We start from the raw sequence: 15,518 nt of genomic DNA on the forward strand, positions 1-15,518 counted from the left end.
TGATCGGTTACATCGAAACATCCGCCTCCCTTGTTGAATTTGACAAAGCTGCGGCCCGAGCGGAGGGGTATGTACAGGCACTTGTAGATAGCGAGCAGATCGACACCAAGTCTACGGAACGAGACTTGGTGATTATTGCGACAGTGGATGAATGGCGCCGGCACCACATCCACTCGGCTGCTCCGATCAGCCGATAGCCACTGTCCTCCACCAAGGAAATCCATGCCTGAAACATTTGATGGATGAACCAACAGAATTTATGTGGATGTCAACTGAGCTACTGAGCTGCTGACGCCTTCTGTTGGCTCAAGCGCTAGAAACTCCAGCTCCATCCCAGCCATCGACTCCTGCGCTAGCGCCAGCACGTGCTCAGAACTCGCTCTTTAAACTTTTCGTTGACCTCAGTCGATCCTAACCTTGCAATCATGGGTAGTGCTCAAAAATTAGCGATCGCGAGAGAAGCTTTGGCGCTCGTCTGCAGACATCACGTGAATGTCAGTGTATTGCTTGCCGTCGTCGTATTGGCCAAGGGTGTAGGTCATCCACACCGGCTGTGCCAGCATGCCCATGTTGGAATCCACGGACGCCTTGGCGAAGCATTTTTTGCGCCCCGATTCCTTATCGGTCGAAAGGCTCTCGACTTCGTGGATACCTGAAACTTTGGCCCAGACGTCACGGCCTTGTCGGTTGAGCATGTCAACGTAGCTGTTGCGGGCGTTTTGAGCCTTGAGAGCTAGCGCCGCCTTGACCTGTGGGTCGGAGCAGGTTCGGCTGTCCGCTAGAGCAATGCCGGAGCACATCATGGACAGGACTGCGTAAGCAGTGACTCGAGTGAGGGGATGTTTGAACATTGTCGCAATCCTTGGTTCGGTATGCTGTTTTGCGGGTTGCTTTGAGGTGTAGCGATAATAAGGCAAAATGCCATCAATGATGTCGATGAATTCAAAACCTCCATTCCCCACCATATGAGGAGATCAGTTGCCTCTGCGCTGGTCATGCTTCGGGGATCGCGATGCGTTGGCAATCACCAATCCCATGGTCACGAGCATGGCGCACTGCGATACCTCGATACGCTTCCATTCTTCTAGAATGGCACTCTCCAGTGTATCGACGCTCAATGGGACTTGCTCATATCAGGAACGTGCTTATGTCGCTCAAAATTGCTTTTGCTGCTGTGCTTAAAGCGATGCGCGCCGGCAAAGGATTGACTCAGAGAAACCTTGCCGAAGTCAGCAGTCGAACATACGTCTCGAAATTGGAGCGAGCTCAGTCAAGCCCCACGCTGGAGATGATTACTGCTCTGAGTGACCCACTGAATGTGAATCCTCTCACTCTCGTGGCCCTAACTCTCTGCGCCGAGTCAGGGCAGTCAGTTGACGCATTGCTGCGTCGTACCCAAGAAGAACTGGCGGATCTAGCCCAGGCGGGAGTTCTCAAGGAATTGAAGATTCCGTCTGACGGGCTGCTAGTGCCGCCCCCCTCTACTGAGCCCTCAAGGAATCGCTCGTCGACGACTTCTCAGCAAGTTGAATTCTGCTTTGCTGAATAGATTGCATTCGTAGCGCCTTATCTCCCCTCTCCTGATTTCCAGCTGTGCTTTCCACTGTCTGATGACTACACGAAGCACGCCAAGGTTGTGACCGAAGTGCTGCAATGGGCTGGGAGTTATTGTGCGAGCTCGCATAAGACGAAGGCTTGTGGCCCAAAAATGTTCGCAACTACCCTACTGACGCGACAGATCTAAAGACGTAGGGCAACGAAGCTTTCCGTTCCATCATGCACTCCTAGATGCCCGGGACATTACGCAGATGTACTGCAGGTAGCTGGAACTTTAGATAGGGGTCTGCATGACAGCTTTTACTTTTTTTAATAAAACGATTTATTTTGAAGTCAAAAGTGTAGCCGCGCCTACGTCGCGAAAGTGCGATTGGCTGATGCACCAAAGGCTTTGTCGCCTCACCACCTTGTTTGATGAGCGAAAAAATCTAAAATCCGAAGCAAAGATTGGAAAGAAAAAGAGCAAAAGCTAAGCAATCGGATTGATCGTCCCAAGGCCACCAAAATACAAAGAAGTGTGCGCCTTATGAGACTGATGCTTTTTTTGGTTTCAAATATAAAGCTCCGTTTCTTTTTTGGCTTTTAAGAGGGGGGCAGAGATTTTTTTTGAGGTGAGTTTTCAAGCGGATCAGCCTGCTCTCCATGAAACCTATAGGCGTTTGGCCATCATGTCGAAACGTGGTCTATGCTCGGTACTGCACACATAATTGTTAGCCCTCTCGATCTAAACGCTTCTTGTCGCGCGCGTTTTGATATCAGTCCCCAGCAATGGGCCCGGCGCAAAGTGTGGGTGGGGAAAAGTGAGGCGTCATCGCCCTCGGCGGGGACGATTGCTTTGAAGGCAATCTAAAAGCAGGAGATTCATCGTGGAGCAAAAATGGATGTTGGTCGCATTACCCCTAGCTGCTTTCATCGTTGCGTGGATACTTGCCAGCTGGCGCGCGCAACGCAGCCAGCAACAGATGATCAAGGATATTGAGATCACTCGTTCCGCTTTAGAACAGGCCAAGGCTGAGTTAGTAATCCAAGAGGCAAAGCTCGCTCAGTTGTTGGAGCAAAAAGCCGCCCTGGATATCGCCTATGGACGAATGGAAACGGATCGGGACAACAATAAAGATCAATTAGCCAGGCTGGATGCGGAAATCGTTGACCTAAAAACGGAGCTCAAACTCGCCCAACAATCCGAACAGGCAGTGCGTGAGAGCAACTCTAGGACGCAGGAAACCGCTGCGAAGCTACAGGATCAAATAACCAGCAACGCTGTCACATTCACTGAACGATTGGCCGAGCGCGATCAACAGCGCGAGAAATTGGAAACTCAGCTATCGACGGTCGAAACTCAGATCAAACAGACCGCATCCCAGCTCGGAGAGACGCGCGAGTTGCACGCGCAGGCTCAGACCCGGTTACTAGAGAAGCAAAATGAGCTGAGCACCTATAAAGCGTGGTGGGAAACCACCAAATCTGAACTCAAAATTGCGCAGGAAAACTACGCTGCCCTAGAAAATGCTCACGTAAAACTCAATACTTCATTGCAGGAAAAACAGCTGAGTTTTGACGCTCAATTCAAGCAGTTGAACGAAAATAGGGAAAGTCTTACTAAAGAATTTGAACGCTTGGCCAACGATGTGCTGGAGCGCAAGGGAAAGGCTTTCAAAGAGCTCAACCAAGAAAGCATCAACAATCTGATTGCCCCACTGCAGACGGAGATGAAAGGTTTCCGCTCGCGTATCGAAGACATCCATACCAAGGACGCCGAACAAAGAGTTGAACTGCGCACCGAGCTGAAGAACCTCCAGATCTTGAACAAAGACATCACCGACCAGGCGGAAAAGCTAACTACGGCCCTGCGTGGCCAGAAGAAAGTCCAAGGCAACTGGGGTGAGTTGATGTTGGAAAACGTTCTCGACAACTCCGGCTTGCGCTTAGGCACTGACTACAAACGCGAGGTGAGCTTCAACACGGAAGGCGGACGCCAGCGTCCGGACGCCATTGTTTATCTGCCGCAGAACAAGCACATGGTCATCGACGCCAGGACATCGCTGGTCGCTTACACCGATTTTATCAATGCCGAGGATGACTTAATAAGGGCCCAAGCTTTGGCCGCCCACACCGCAGCCGTGCGTGACCGCATCAATGAGCTAGCCGATCGGGATTATTACCGCCTCGCAGGACTGAATTCGCCGGAGGTGGTGATCATGTTTATCCCGATCGAATCCGCCTACGTTGAAGCACTACGCCATGATGAATCGCTTTTCCAGCGGGCGATTGAGCGAAATGTACTGGTAGCTACTCCGACTACATTGTTGACCAGTCTGAAAATCGTCAAGCAGCTGTGGAGCTTTGAAGATCGCAACAAACATACCGCAGAACTGGCCAATCGAGCCCAACGCTTCTACGAGAAGCTCCATGGTTTCCTGACAAGCATGCTGGCTGTAGGCAACCAGCTTGATAAAGCTAAGGATACTTACGAAAAGGCGTTGGGACAGCTTTACACAGGTAGGGGTAACTTGATCAAGCAAGCGTCTGAGTTCAAGGAACTGGGCGTGTCCGTGCAGAAAGAGCTACCAGCTGAACTGCTGGAGCGGGCAAAGCTGGAACTCGATACAGATATTGCGCTTGCAGTCGAAGCAGAGGTAGCCAAGCCGTTAATAGCCGCGTCATAAAAAGCTGCGGGTAATGTGAGATTTTCTGAGCATGCGAGTTCCCGGAAAATCTCGTCTCCGCTATCGAGTTAAAGAGCGATACTAGCCAAAATTAGGTGGACACCCTCGCCCCCATTCCCAGAACTGCAATTCGCAAACAAACTTCTCATTCCAAAGCCTCAGTAAACTCATATCCTCCAAAAACACCGGCGACCTGCTATTGATAGCCATGGCGCCAGCGCCGTGGCTATCGCACATTTAGCCCACGGTCGGTATCTATTCAGTTTTCAAGCTGCGGAACTTACGTTTCACCGGCGCATTGTCCCAACAGTTCATACGAGGGCTCATGCTCTGGTGCATGCGGTAACGCTAGAGCCGTTGGCGGAACTGGTGGCTGCCGTCTTGCGATCCCTGATCCGAGTGAAACAGCAGCCCTTGTGGGGCCGCAGTGCGAGGCGAGGCAGATGATCTGAAAAACCAATCAGCCGGAAACTATGCCCGAACGACGCCCCTTCTTGATGCCATCAAACCAAGCGTTGCGGGGATGGACAGCTGCTCCGAAAGAGGAGCCACCATGCTTGCAGGCCCTCCCCTGAATAGTACACTGATGGCGTATGGCCAGACACAGGATGCTAGAAGTGTCAGTAACATTTGGAGCGCAACCGTATGGGATACCACGCAGTCGCCTGCGGGGCGACCGTGGCTTCAGGCTCGATATGAAATGGGATCGGATCCGGCTTTGACATGAGGAGTGAGTATGGGCATCAAAATGGATCACGCCTTCGACCACAACGGCGACAGATGGGAAGCAGACACATACACCAAGGGCACGGGTGCCGAACCTCTACAATGCAGATGCGGTACACCAGTCGCTCACAACCCACCGTACACCCGGGAAATGTATGACAAGTCTGTTTTCGTCCAGGGCTATTTTCGCCTCTATCCCAAAGGAACTCACGCTGCGAATTGTCGATTCGGTGTGGACGAGGAAATTAATGAAATTGCCAGCACCTCCGAAGATCTGATCGAGAGCATCCAGCACAATCGCTACCGGATGCGTCTGGTCATGATCAAGGAAGCCTTAGAGAAAGGTGGTCGGAGTTTCGAGGATGATGGAGGCACTCGGGCGACAGCCGGGCGGACTTACACCCACAACCCAAATCTTCTTCCTGCGTACATCAACTCCGCCAAGCGAGCCCTTAAGCTCCGCGCACTCTGTGACAAAGACCAAGACATCGAACAGCATCTGGAGCTGGTGTTTGAGGGCAACGTGAAGGTCGCCTGGAATCAGTTCTATTTCGAGCCGGAGCGCCACGCGGAAGCGTATTACGCAGTGTCGCACAACGCCGTTCAACACCCCATCGCGATTCAGGGAGCGGTTAGCAGCGTCAGGACTGAAGTCAGGGGTGACAAAACTAAGAACGTTATCAATCTGCAGATGAACAAGTTCCGAGTCGATCCGGATGACGCAGAAAATGGCATTGGCCTGGAGGTGAGCATTTGGGCCAGGGATCCAGCGTGGTTCAAAGGCATTGAAAAGGACGATGAGCTCGTAGTTCTGGGCATGTGGAGACACTCCACAACTGCACCCGAGAAAGCCCCTAGGGAGGGACGCTTCAAAACCCTCACTAAACGCAGATTGACGTTGACCTTAGTTCTGAAAGCTCAGGTCTCCAAAATCGACCGATGAACGTTTACCCCCCTACCTAAGGTCAAACAGGAAACGCTCATGCCGGCTATTACCAAACTCGTGCTGCACAATTTCAAAAGCTTTGGCGATCTGACTCTTCAGTTTGATGCCGGTACCAACGTATTGATCGGGGACAATGAGACGGGCAAGAGTAGCGTCCTACTGGCCCTTGACCTCGCATTGAGTGCGAGTCGCAGCCGGGTCGAAAACATTGGCTACGAAGCGCTACTGAACCAATCTGCAGTGAGGACATTTCTGGCAGGCCCAGCTCGACTCGATTTGCTGCCAGAGGTGATAGTGGACGTTTTTCTTGAGGCGGGTGATGACCAAGGCCTGTACGGACGCCAGAACTCGACGGGGGCAGACAGCGATGGTCTCCGCATGGCCATCGTTCCGTTGGTGGAGGATTTCGGCGGAATAATTCTTGAATTGCTCCAAGATAACAAAGAGAGCTTTCCATACGAATACTACGCGGTGCAGTTCTCCACCTTCTCCGGTGCATCCCACGTCAGTTATCGAAGGCCTGTGAAACACCTACTTATCGACAGCTCTCGAATCGACACCGAATACGCCGCGCGGGAATACACACGGACTGTGTTCGGATTTCACACCCAGGTGCCAGACCGCCATCGACTCGAAAACCAATACCGTCAGGGCAAGGAAGGGTTCCAGAGAGAAAATCTCAAGGAGCTGAATGCCACGCTGGGCGAGTACCAGTTCGCTTTGCGAACCAGCATGCGCTCGAATCTAGAAACTGACCTGGTAATCACAAAGGAAGGGATCCCAATCGAAAACCGTGGCAAGGGTGAGCAGTGTTTCATCAAGACCAATTTTGCGCTGCAGAAACATGATGCCAGAGGTGGGCTACACGCGTTGTTACTCGAAGAACCAGAGAACCATCTGAGCCACACGAACATGAAGCGCCTGGTAGAGCGTCTGACCCGCACCCAGGGAACCCAACTCTTCATCGCCACCCACAGTAGCCACATCTGCTCACGACTTGATCTTCGTCGTGCCCTACTCCTTGGAACCGAACAAAAGGCAGGTCGACTCAAGGATCTGACGGAGTCCACTGCCGAATTTTTCATGAAGGCCCCGGACAACAATGTGCTTGAGTTTGCGTTGTCGAACAGGGTCATTTTGGTCGAAGGGGATGCCGAATTCATCCTTCTGGAACATTTCTACAACAAGCACACGGGAACCAGTCCGCAGTCAGACAACGTCCACATCATCTCGATCGGTGGTACAAGCTTCAAACGCTATCTAGAGCTCGGCAAGCTCCTCGGGATCAGAGTCGCGGCAATACGGGACAACGACCATGACCATCAGCAGAATTGCGTCGAGAACTACAAAGCTTGCCTGTACGACGGTGCCAGGATTTTCGCTGACGGGAACAATGAGCGCTCTACGTTCGAGATCGGCCTTTATCTCGATAACCAAAAGATCTGTGACGAGCTATTCGGGGGAGCGCGCAAGACCCTGACGGTTCAGGATTACATGCTTAAGAACAAGGCGGATGTGGCGTTCGAGCTCCTCACGAAAAAGCCAGATGCACTCGTCGCACCCGCCTACATCCAGGAGGCGATCCAGTGGATAAGAGCGTGATTTTCGCGGTAGCCGGATCCGGGAAAACCAGCCTGGTGATTGATCGCCTGAGCCTTGACCAGCGCGCCCTAATCGTCACCTATACCGAGAACAACTATCGCCATCTTCGACACCGCATCATCCAAAAATTCGGGACGATTCCGCCCAACATCACCGTCATGACGTACTTCTCCTTTTTGCACGGTTTTTGTTACCGCCCATTGCTGCAATTAGAGCTGGATACCCGGGGCATGAACTTCCGACTACCAACCAACCCCCGGACACCACTCAGCGACATGGCACGCTTTAGGGATGGCAGTCGAAGGCTCTACTACAACCGTCTGGCTAAATTGCTGGAAATGAGAAAATGCATACCGGCGATACGCTCGCGGGTCGAGCGTTTCTATGACTGTGTCTACGTCGACGAGGTGCAGGACTTTGCCGGCCACGACTTCAACCTACTGCTGGATATCTCGAAAGCAAAGGCGGGCATGACATTTGTTGGTGACTTCTATCAGCATACTTACGACACCAGCCGGGACGGTTCAGTTAACAAATCGCTGCATGACGACATCACTAAGTACGAGAAACGATTCCGTGACGCCGGAATCAAGGTGGACAACACCACTCTGGGACACAGCTGGCGGTGCTCAACAACCGTCTGCGATTTCATCAACGCGAAGCTGCAGATCACCATGGGCGCGCAGCAGGAGCGGGTCAGTGAGATCATTACGGTCGAAGAACCTGGACAAGCCGCGACCCTTCACGCCGATCCAAACGTCGTGAAGCTCTTCTTGAAGGAGCACGACAAATACGATTGCCACTCGCTGAACTGGGGAGCGAGTAAAGGCATGGATCACTTCGGGCACGTGTGTGTCGTGTTGGGCGCCGACACCTGGAAACGATACTTGAATGGCAATTTACACGAAGCCAATCCTCAGACTCGAAACAAGCTGTACGTGGCTTGCTCGCGCGCAAATGGCGACCTCTACATCGTTCACGACAAGCTTTTCAAACCGTTCAAGAAAGCCCGGTAGCCGGCTTAGTCGTCTTTCTGGGCAAGATGGTGGTGGTAGCTACATAGGCCGCCAAAATCTTGGTCATGGACGCCTAGGCTACTGCTGCACACAGCGCACCCCGTGTAGTCCAGCTCAGCAAAGCAGATTGCACATTGCCAATGCTCCACTAGAAATGTGTCGTTACCGCACTCGTGGCACGTTTCGCTGCAAGCATCCCCACCATCTTTTACGTTCACGTGATTGATGCCGGCTAGCGATTCCACTAGGGCAGGCACCATAACCGCCTCGTAGCTGCTGGATTCCAGGCACACCATGCAGACGAATTCCAACCCCTCGGGGTCGAGCGTCGGATCGTCGACTCTAACCAGCTGAGAGTCGCACTTGGGACAGCGAATTTCGCCAACAGCATTGGCAAGCTCGGGGAAAACCCAGTCAATTTGCTCCAACGACTCCAAGCATGCTTTGTATTGTTGTGCGTAGACCTGCTCGACCTCCACTAGGGATTGCCAGCATGACCGCCCCAACAGCTTCGCAGGATCTTCGTCCAAGTGGGGCTGGCAGAACTGGATGATGAGCTGCAACGAATTAGCGATGGCCTCCTGCATCTGGGAGTGAGAGACCAGACTGTAATAATGCTCAGTTGAATTCCGTATTTTCTGAAGATTTTCAAGCAGCTTCCACTCAACCCCCGCAATGCCGAGCGATGTAAGCCTATTCTGGATCTCCATGTAATCAACGGTTTTCTTGCCCTTGCCCTGCCAGATCACGGCCTGGGTCTGAGGGTCGATGACTGGGCTGATATCGGTTTTCAACAAAACCTCATCCGACCCAGGTGGACTGAGTTGCTGCAACTTACATTTAAATAGCAGCAGCAAGCCCGCATAGAGGTTGCGAATTGCCGAGAGCACCCGTCTCGGATCGTCGCTATGAAAATCCTCCACCCCAAGCTGAATGGATGTGACAGCGTTCTGCATCATGCTCATTCGTAAGGCTCCAACGAACCTAACTGCTCCAAATTCGACAACCGTCGCTGTGAACTGCTATGCCGAGGATAAACGCAGTGATACCCATGCCCTTGATATACGCCGCCATGGCATCCGCCCTGCGTCAGCCTGGGTTAACAGCTTACTGGGTTGGCAGATCATCTATCGACGAGGGCCACCCCAGGCCGAGGCCCTGGCAGATATCGGAAGGCTAGCATCAGCCCAGTAGACTGGTCTGCTAAATGGGTGTCCGGTTTCATTAGACCACTACACACACAGCTCGATACCATCGAGAACATTTATGTCGTCGAGCACTCTGGGGCTTCCTGGCAAGAGAGAGGCTAGTGCCCTGAGCGCCTTTCGTCTGGCCATCCCTCGATAACTGAACTCTTCGTCACGACTCATCGCAATCAATCTCCAACCGACTTGGAGGCTGCTGTCAGGCGCTGGTAAAGCTCAGCAAGAAGTCTGGCATCGAGCAAGCCATGATGTGGAAGCTCGGGCAGCGCAATATCACTGATGTCATCGGCTTCAAAATGCCTGAACAAATGGATCAGATTGGTAGGCCTGTTCTTCACATTGCTCGGCCACTTGTGATCGACATATGCAAGCTGACAGAAAAACTCCCAGTCCCATTCTGGAGCGTCCGAGCAGACCTCCAGTTGGCCTTCAATACTGCAGAGGAAAACCCTCAGCGCAGCTTGGGCATCAACGAGTGACATTCCGTAGCGAGGTAGACTCAACTGCGGCAAGACATTCCGGATTACGAAGTCACTGCAGTCATCGATCTGGTAGGTATCGGTAAGCTCTACATAGAACTCGTCTCCAGCTTCTGAGACCAATGCTAACGAGATCAGCTTTGTATCCTGGTTGAGCTGAGTGAACTCACAGTCCAAAAATAGCTTCATCGCACTCTCCCCATGTGAGGTCTCATCCGAGAGAGATCTAAGTACATGTTTATTCAAGAATCCATAGGGCCTTGGCTAGGGAAAGGGAGGTCTATACGGGTACTCACAGTCTTCCCACTACCTTTTTCTTCAATGCATCCAGTCTTCTCTTTACCCCTATTTTTGGGTTCAAAACGATTGCATCCTCATAAACCTTGATCGCCTCATACGGTTCGTCCAACGCCTCGTGCACGAGACCTTGCACTTTCAACGCGTTTGGCCTCCATGCAGGATTGGCATCAGCTCCAAGTGAGCGAGTTCGAATCACTGCATCAAGAGCTTCTCGAGCACGCGCTGCGGAAAGTCCTGGCTCGTTCAATATTTCTTCAGCTGCACGAATAACCCGACTGTAATCTGATGAGCCAAGATTTGCCTCGACCAGGTTACCAGCGTCGACAAAGTTACCATCCCTGTCATACTTGAATTTACCAACCCCCTTCACGTCCGCAATCAGTAGCTTCTTATCCTCGTCGAATGCGTAGCTTTCCATCCCTCCGGTTTGAGGGGTAACGCAAAACAGTTCCTTACCGGCCTCTAGGTCAAACAGAAAAATTTTGTAACTGTGTTCGGTCTTGCTATTGGCTGTCGCGCAAAAGGCAAGCTTGCCATTCCTGGAAATGCCGCTGTCGAGAATATTCGCCGTTAACTCTTTGCTTATGATGGGCATACCTTTGCTGTCGAAGACGCTGAAGGTTCCTGACAGAGTATTTCCAAAATGCCAGTCTTCAAGACTGAAGGAGCCGTTGTCTGCGACGGAACCATTGTTAGGTCTTTGCATTTTTCCGTGCGCAGATACGACATCGCTCGCCAAGTCAGCCAGGACAAATTCGCCAAGCCCGCTTTCACGCTGACCTCCCCGACCAGCACTGGGGTATGAATCCCACCATGAAATAGCCCATTGTTTTGATTTGGACTGTCGGTAAAGGCCATCGTAGTCAATTGAACTGACGTGCATGAAAGACTTACCCAGATCAACAGTCTGAAGGCTAGCCTTGATTACGCCTGCCCGTGGCACGTCGGGATCCTTCTTTTTGTACAACCAGTCGAAGATACCCATCCTTGCCTCCTTCGGAAGATTCTACTCATCGCCTGACCACGTTGTAAGAATCATATAACTGTTAATGGCCATGAAGTAGGGGTCGTCTTCGACGCTGTAATTTTCGAGCGATAGCAACTCGAATCGAATGCCATCCGCCTTCAGGGCAGTCTCAGCCGTGTACGTTTCCTCATCGAGCCGACCGCCTTTTTCTATGACCGCCAAAATAGCCCGATCTGGCCTAAGTCGCTCCGCAAAGTGAACAAAGTCCTCTATGTGAGCGGCCCGCAGACTGCGCCACGCCGACTTCACCTCGCAGAGAAAGGATTCCCCATCAACGACAGCAAGCAGATCCGCTTCCACATCTGGATTTCTGGAGTCTGGCAAGTAGCCAAAGCAAGTCGGCCCAAGATACATGAACGACGCACTCGCTCGATCACAATGAGCTGACAGGAGCCAAACGAGTGACAAAACACTACGAGAGCGAAGACTTCAATTAGGAAATCGTTCGGTCGAAAATGCCAAGGTATGCCGACGGGCAGCTCTTTTTCAGCTCGACAAACATCGCACACAACAGCAGGCGACAACGCCTGATAATCAGTCCAATCGCGATGCTGACAGATATGGCAGATCCAAGGGTATCCTCGAAAAAGCATTCGACGCGTCCTTATTTCAGCAACCAGCCCTGGTTTGCAAGAACGCTATCCGCGCGCCACTTCTAAACGCCGAACAAAAAGGGCGCTATCACAGCGCACCTCGGGTACTACTCAACGTTTCGCGCTATCGCTCTTTCGATACGCTGACGTCCCGCATGGGCGAGCTTACCGATCCCAGCTTCCTTGGCCACCGCATAAATCACCCCCTCACCAACATGCCCGCGCTTGGTTATTTCCGCTACAAGGGCACTTAGTTCCGGCAAACAATCTCTGCAAGCGGCCGAGTCGAATCGTCATCACCTAGCCTGTGGAAGACGACGCTAGCATCAGAGTGGAGGTGAGCGGGCCAGAAGAAGGTTCCAGACTGCTCCTCATCATGATAACGGAATCGTGCCCGCGCAATTTGATCGACACGATCGCGAATGCGTGAGCCGGTTCAAACCCAGCCATGAGCGCGCGATACGCCTCGCAAGTGCCGTATCGAGCACTGGCCCCTCTTCAGCCACCCCCTGGACAATCATCTGCTCCAAGGTAGGTGTGTTCACCGTTCGCTTACTTAAATGGGTGTGAATGGGTGTGTAATTGGACTTTAGGCGCTTACCCTGGGGTTGTGCGCCGGCGAAACGGCAGGTAAGCCAATGGAGAATGTCAGGCTAGTGCGTCATGGAGAAAGCGCGGCCAATGCAGGTGAAGTAACCCTTGATCTCGCAAGTATCCCGCTCACCGAAAAGGGGATCGAACAAGCTAAACGAGTGGCGCAATCCATCGGCCGTGCACCTGAGTTAATCATTGCCTCCCCTTTCTGTCGGGCTCGAGCGACGGCGGATGCGACCATCTCCGTATTCCCTGAAGCACCATTCGAAACATGGCCAATCGAGGAATTCACCTACCTTGATCCGACTAGGTGTGTGAACACCACCGTAGTGCAACGGAAGGCATGGGTCGAGCAGTATTGGGCGAACGCAGATCCGTCCTACATTGATGGAGAAGGTGCTGAGTCGTTTCTGGAGCTTGTTGGCCGCGCTCGACTAGATCGCCTAGTCATTCACCAGGCACATGACATCTTGGATTTTTCGCACGGACAATTTCTCAAATGCGGTAGCTTGGCTCATCAAGCGCAAACCACTTCAGGTTGATGCCCAAACGATGATCGAATGGCGCAGGTACGAGATCGATAATCGCGTCCGTAATGGCTGTGGGTGTGTCGTGACCCGTGCTCAAGGTGATTCGTCGTGGGCAGTGAGTGATTCAATCGACATAAATGGGGCGATTAATCTCAACAAGCTCCAGAATTATCCAAACGCGGCTTGGGCATCGGTTAGCTACGATGCAAGACAGCTTGAGCGCGATGCAGGCTTTGCTGCCTGCCATTCCCTGTACGAAGGCGCACCACATTTCAATGCCAGGAAATGGCATGCCGGCCTTTGCGACGATCGACCTAAATCACTTAAGCAAACGGTAGAGTCGTTGGGCTTGGTTTGGCAGGGTACCTATCACCGAAAAATCGACAATGCTAGGAACGTTGCAACCATCATTAAGGAAATGCTTGGCTGATTATGTGAGCCGGGGCCAATAGTCCGAATAAGCGATCCCCTCACTTACGTCAAACCACAGCTAAGCTATGTGCACACAGTGGTAGTACGCTAAATGGATTGAACACGACCTCCCCTCTCACCACTGCTAATGCCAGCCAGGGCCGCGCTAGGGCTAGCTTGAGGTGATCAATTGGTAGGCTAGGTAGGAACCACTTGATCGATGACAGCACTTTTGACTCCAACTTGAAACCAGGCGTCGTTGGCCGATGGCAACGGTAATTCTTCGTTTTCCTTTTCGGTGGCAAAGAGCCATATTAAGTAATCGAGGGTTTCTGATCTGCACACCACGGAGCGGGCAAAATGAAGGTAAAAATCCTTCCGGCTGTATTCCTGTTCCTAGGATCATACTTTCCGTTGAGCGTGATCTTGCTACTCCAAGACGTCTCCGATGCTACATGGAAGCAATCAATCTGCTGGTCGCTTCACAACTGCACCATGCCTGTCCTAATGAATGCGGGTCGCTCGCTGATGCTATTCATCATATGCCTGATAAGCCTCGCCTTCTTCACCTGGGTTCTCAAAAGCTTGCCGGCCGATCATGAGCTCACCGTCAAGGAGTCAAAGACGGTTCCCAATGACCTGATCAATTACGTTTTTCCCTACGTCGTATCGTTCATGGGTCTTGACTTGGGAAGCGACGGTAAGTTTTACGGCTTTATAGTGTTCTTGGCCTGGATGTTTCTCATCACCTACAGATCTGGCCAAATTCTCATGAATCCTCTGCTCTTGGCGATCGGCTGGCAGTTGCATGAACTAGAAGTAATCACCTCCGGTAGGGAGCGCAGCGTTATCGCCCTTGCCAAGACCAAGGTCTACCCTGGGGACAAACTTAGCTCTTGTGTCATCCACGGAATTTACGTTCTCACAAAAAAGGAGTAAGTGATGGCTGCAGTTGAAGCGTTGAACAGGCTGCGGGGTTTAGATATGACAAACGCTACATTGAGCGTTTGGGCGTTCAAAAAGAGCGCCAGTAAAGCCGCCAAATTCCGAGCATACTCGGTGGTTGCGACGCCCGAGTTGGAGATTGAGCTCAGGCGAATTGCTCGACAATGGATTGATCGGTGCACCGAGGTCGAGGATTACAGCCTCATCGCAACGATCAACGAGAGCTCCTGCCTCTATCTTGAATCCGATGAGACGATTTTCCCTCAGTTGGAAGATCTCGTCAGCACTCCACCCGAGGAGCATCTTATTGAGGCCATCTCGGATCTGGAGGGAAGCCTAGGGTACCTCGTTCGCCTGACTATCGGCACGGACACGCTACATTGCGTGTGCCGTCTCGGGAACGACTGGAAGGTGAAGAAACGCGCAAATGTTCTCAACCTTGTGCTAAACCGCAACCAGCTCGACCTGGCGGGAGATGAAGCATTCATCATTCCCAAACGGTTTGATTTCTTCGTTCTCAATACCGACATTCTGGTCACCAACAAAGGTAACTTCGAATCGATCCTTGAGTACAAACAAACTTACGTCACCTCGTTCACCGAGCTGCGGGCTGACGCGGGCTTTCAGGCGATCTTCTCTGACATGGCAGTGTTGGTTGACCATGTAGGTAGCAATACCATGCATTTACGCAGGATGGCGGTGGTACAGGAGCGTGCGTACTACAACGACGTCGCTTTTATGGAAAAACTACGGTTAGTCAACAATGAGCGGCAGTGGAATATAACGTTTGACGCCAATGGCAAGATTGTCCCATCCGTCGAGTCGGTACGCGCAATAATTCAAGTTCTGTTGAATCACAGGCTTCATTCAGAGCTGACCGGGCACGACTTTGACGTGCCCTCGGCGAACCCTATCGCATGA

Annotated in this window: 13 protein-coding genes and 2 pseudogenes; 8 read left to right on the forward strand and 7 right to left on the reverse strand. The window is 52.1% G+C overall.

Annotation, left to right across the window (positions count from 1 at the left end; all coding sequences use genetic code 11):
• Window positions 1–443: 443 nt before the first annotated feature.
• Entirely contained in the window at window positions 444–851 is a 408-nt protein-coding gene (locus ACVVH8_RS14345; protein WP_475230942.1) for a hypothetical protein, read from the reverse strand.
• 296 nt (window positions 852–1,147) lie between these two features.
• Here ACVVH8_RS14345 and ACVVH8_RS14350 point away from each other — a divergent pair, with 296 nt between their 5' ends.
• A complete protein-coding gene (locus ACVVH8_RS14350) occupies window positions 1,148–1,549 on the forward strand; it encodes a helix-turn-helix domain-containing protein (protein WP_475230944.1) in 402 nt (133 codons plus the stop codon).
• 874 nt (window positions 1,550–2,423) lie between these two features.
• Complete coding sequence (locus ACVVH8_RS14355; protein ID WP_475230946.1) at window positions 2,424–4,223, forward strand: DNA recombination protein RmuC; 1,800 nt, start codon at window positions 2,424–2,426, stop codon at window positions 4,221–4,223.
• Window positions 4,224–4,481: 258 nt separating this feature from the next.
• Here the strand turns inward: ACVVH8_RS14355 and ACVVH8_RS14360 are convergent.
• A pseudogene (locus ACVVH8_RS14360) lies at window positions 4,482–4,643 on the reverse strand (IS3 family transposase); the annotation flags it as partial.
• Window positions 4,644–4,959: 316 nt separating this feature from the next.
• Here ACVVH8_RS14360 and ACVVH8_RS14365 point away from each other — a divergent pair.
• From ACVVH8_RS14365 to ACVVH8_RS14375, 3 genes are read left to right on the forward strand one after another with little or no spacing between them, the layout of a single operon-like run.
• Window positions 4,960–5,892: a hypothetical protein gene (locus ACVVH8_RS14365; protein WP_475230948.1), complete on the forward strand. Its 933-nt coding sequence runs from the start codon at window positions 4,960–4,962 to the stop codon at window positions 5,890–5,892.
• A gap of 39 nt (window positions 5,893–5,931) precedes the next feature.
• Complete coding sequence (locus ACVVH8_RS14370) at window positions 5,932–7,497, forward strand: ATP-dependent nuclease (protein WP_475230950.1); 1,566 nt, start codon at window positions 5,932–5,934, stop codon at window positions 7,495–7,497.
• Window positions 7,482–8,513 (forward strand): DNA helicase UvrD, encoded by a 1,032-nt coding sequence (locus ACVVH8_RS14375; RefSeq protein ID WP_475230952.1) that lies wholly within the window; start codon window positions 7,482–7,484, stop codon window positions 8,511–8,513. The genes ACVVH8_RS14370 and ACVVH8_RS14375 overlap by 16 nt, the downstream gene beginning before the upstream one ends.
• A 5-nt stretch (window positions 8,514–8,518) precedes the next feature.
• On the opposite strand, the gene ACVVH8_RS14380 is transcribed toward ACVVH8_RS14375, so the two are convergent.
• The 5 genes from ACVVH8_RS14380 to ACVVH8_RS14400 form a co-directional block, all read right to left on the reverse strand.
• Complete coding sequence (locus ACVVH8_RS14380; RefSeq protein ID WP_475230954.1) at window positions 8,519–9,478, reverse strand: hypothetical protein; 960 nt, start codon at window positions 9,476–9,478, stop codon at window positions 8,519–8,521.
• Window positions 9,479–9,888: 410 nt separating this feature from the next.
• Window positions 9,889–10,386 (reverse strand): hypothetical protein, encoded by a 498-nt coding sequence (locus tag ACVVH8_RS14385; protein WP_475230956.1) that lies wholly within the window; start codon window positions 10,384–10,386, stop codon window positions 9,889–9,891.
• Between the two features lie 103 nt (window positions 10,387–10,489).
• Complete coding sequence (locus ACVVH8_RS14390; protein WP_475230958.1) at window positions 10,490–11,482, reverse strand: hypothetical protein; 993 nt, start codon at window positions 11,480–11,482, stop codon at window positions 10,490–10,492.
• A gap of 21 nt (window positions 11,483–11,503) precedes the next feature.
• Entirely contained in the window at window positions 11,504–11,824 is a 321-nt protein-coding gene (locus ACVVH8_RS14395; RefSeq protein WP_475230960.1) for a hypothetical protein, read from the reverse strand.
• A gap of 667 nt (window positions 11,825–12,491) precedes the next feature.
• Window positions 12,492–12,662, reverse strand: a complete 171-nt coding sequence (locus ACVVH8_RS14400) for a DUF3320 domain-containing protein (RefSeq protein WP_475230962.1) — start codon at window positions 12,660–12,662, stop codon at window positions 12,492–12,494.
• A 93-nt stretch (window positions 12,663–12,755) separates the two neighbouring features.
• Here ACVVH8_RS14400 and ACVVH8_RS14405 point away from each other — a divergent pair.
• The 3 genes and pseudogenes from ACVVH8_RS14405 to ACVVH8_RS14415 all read left to right on the forward strand — a co-directional run.
• Window positions 12,756–13,359, forward strand: a pseudogene (locus ACVVH8_RS14405) (histidine phosphatase family protein); the annotation flags it as partial.
• 653 nt (window positions 13,360–14,012) lie between these two features.
• On the forward strand, window positions 14,013–14,591 hold the full coding sequence (locus tag ACVVH8_RS14410; RefSeq protein ID WP_475230964.1) for a hypothetical protein: 579 nt from the start codon (window positions 14,013–14,015) through the stop codon (window positions 14,589–14,591).
• A gap of 3 nt (window positions 14,592–14,594) precedes the next feature.
• Complete coding sequence (locus ACVVH8_RS14415; protein ID WP_475230966.1) at window positions 14,595–15,518, forward strand: Kiwa anti-phage protein KwaB-like domain-containing protein; 924 nt, start codon at window positions 14,595–14,597, stop codon at window positions 15,516–15,518.

The organism is Pseudomonas trutticola BRTCR10, assembly GCF_056155105.1.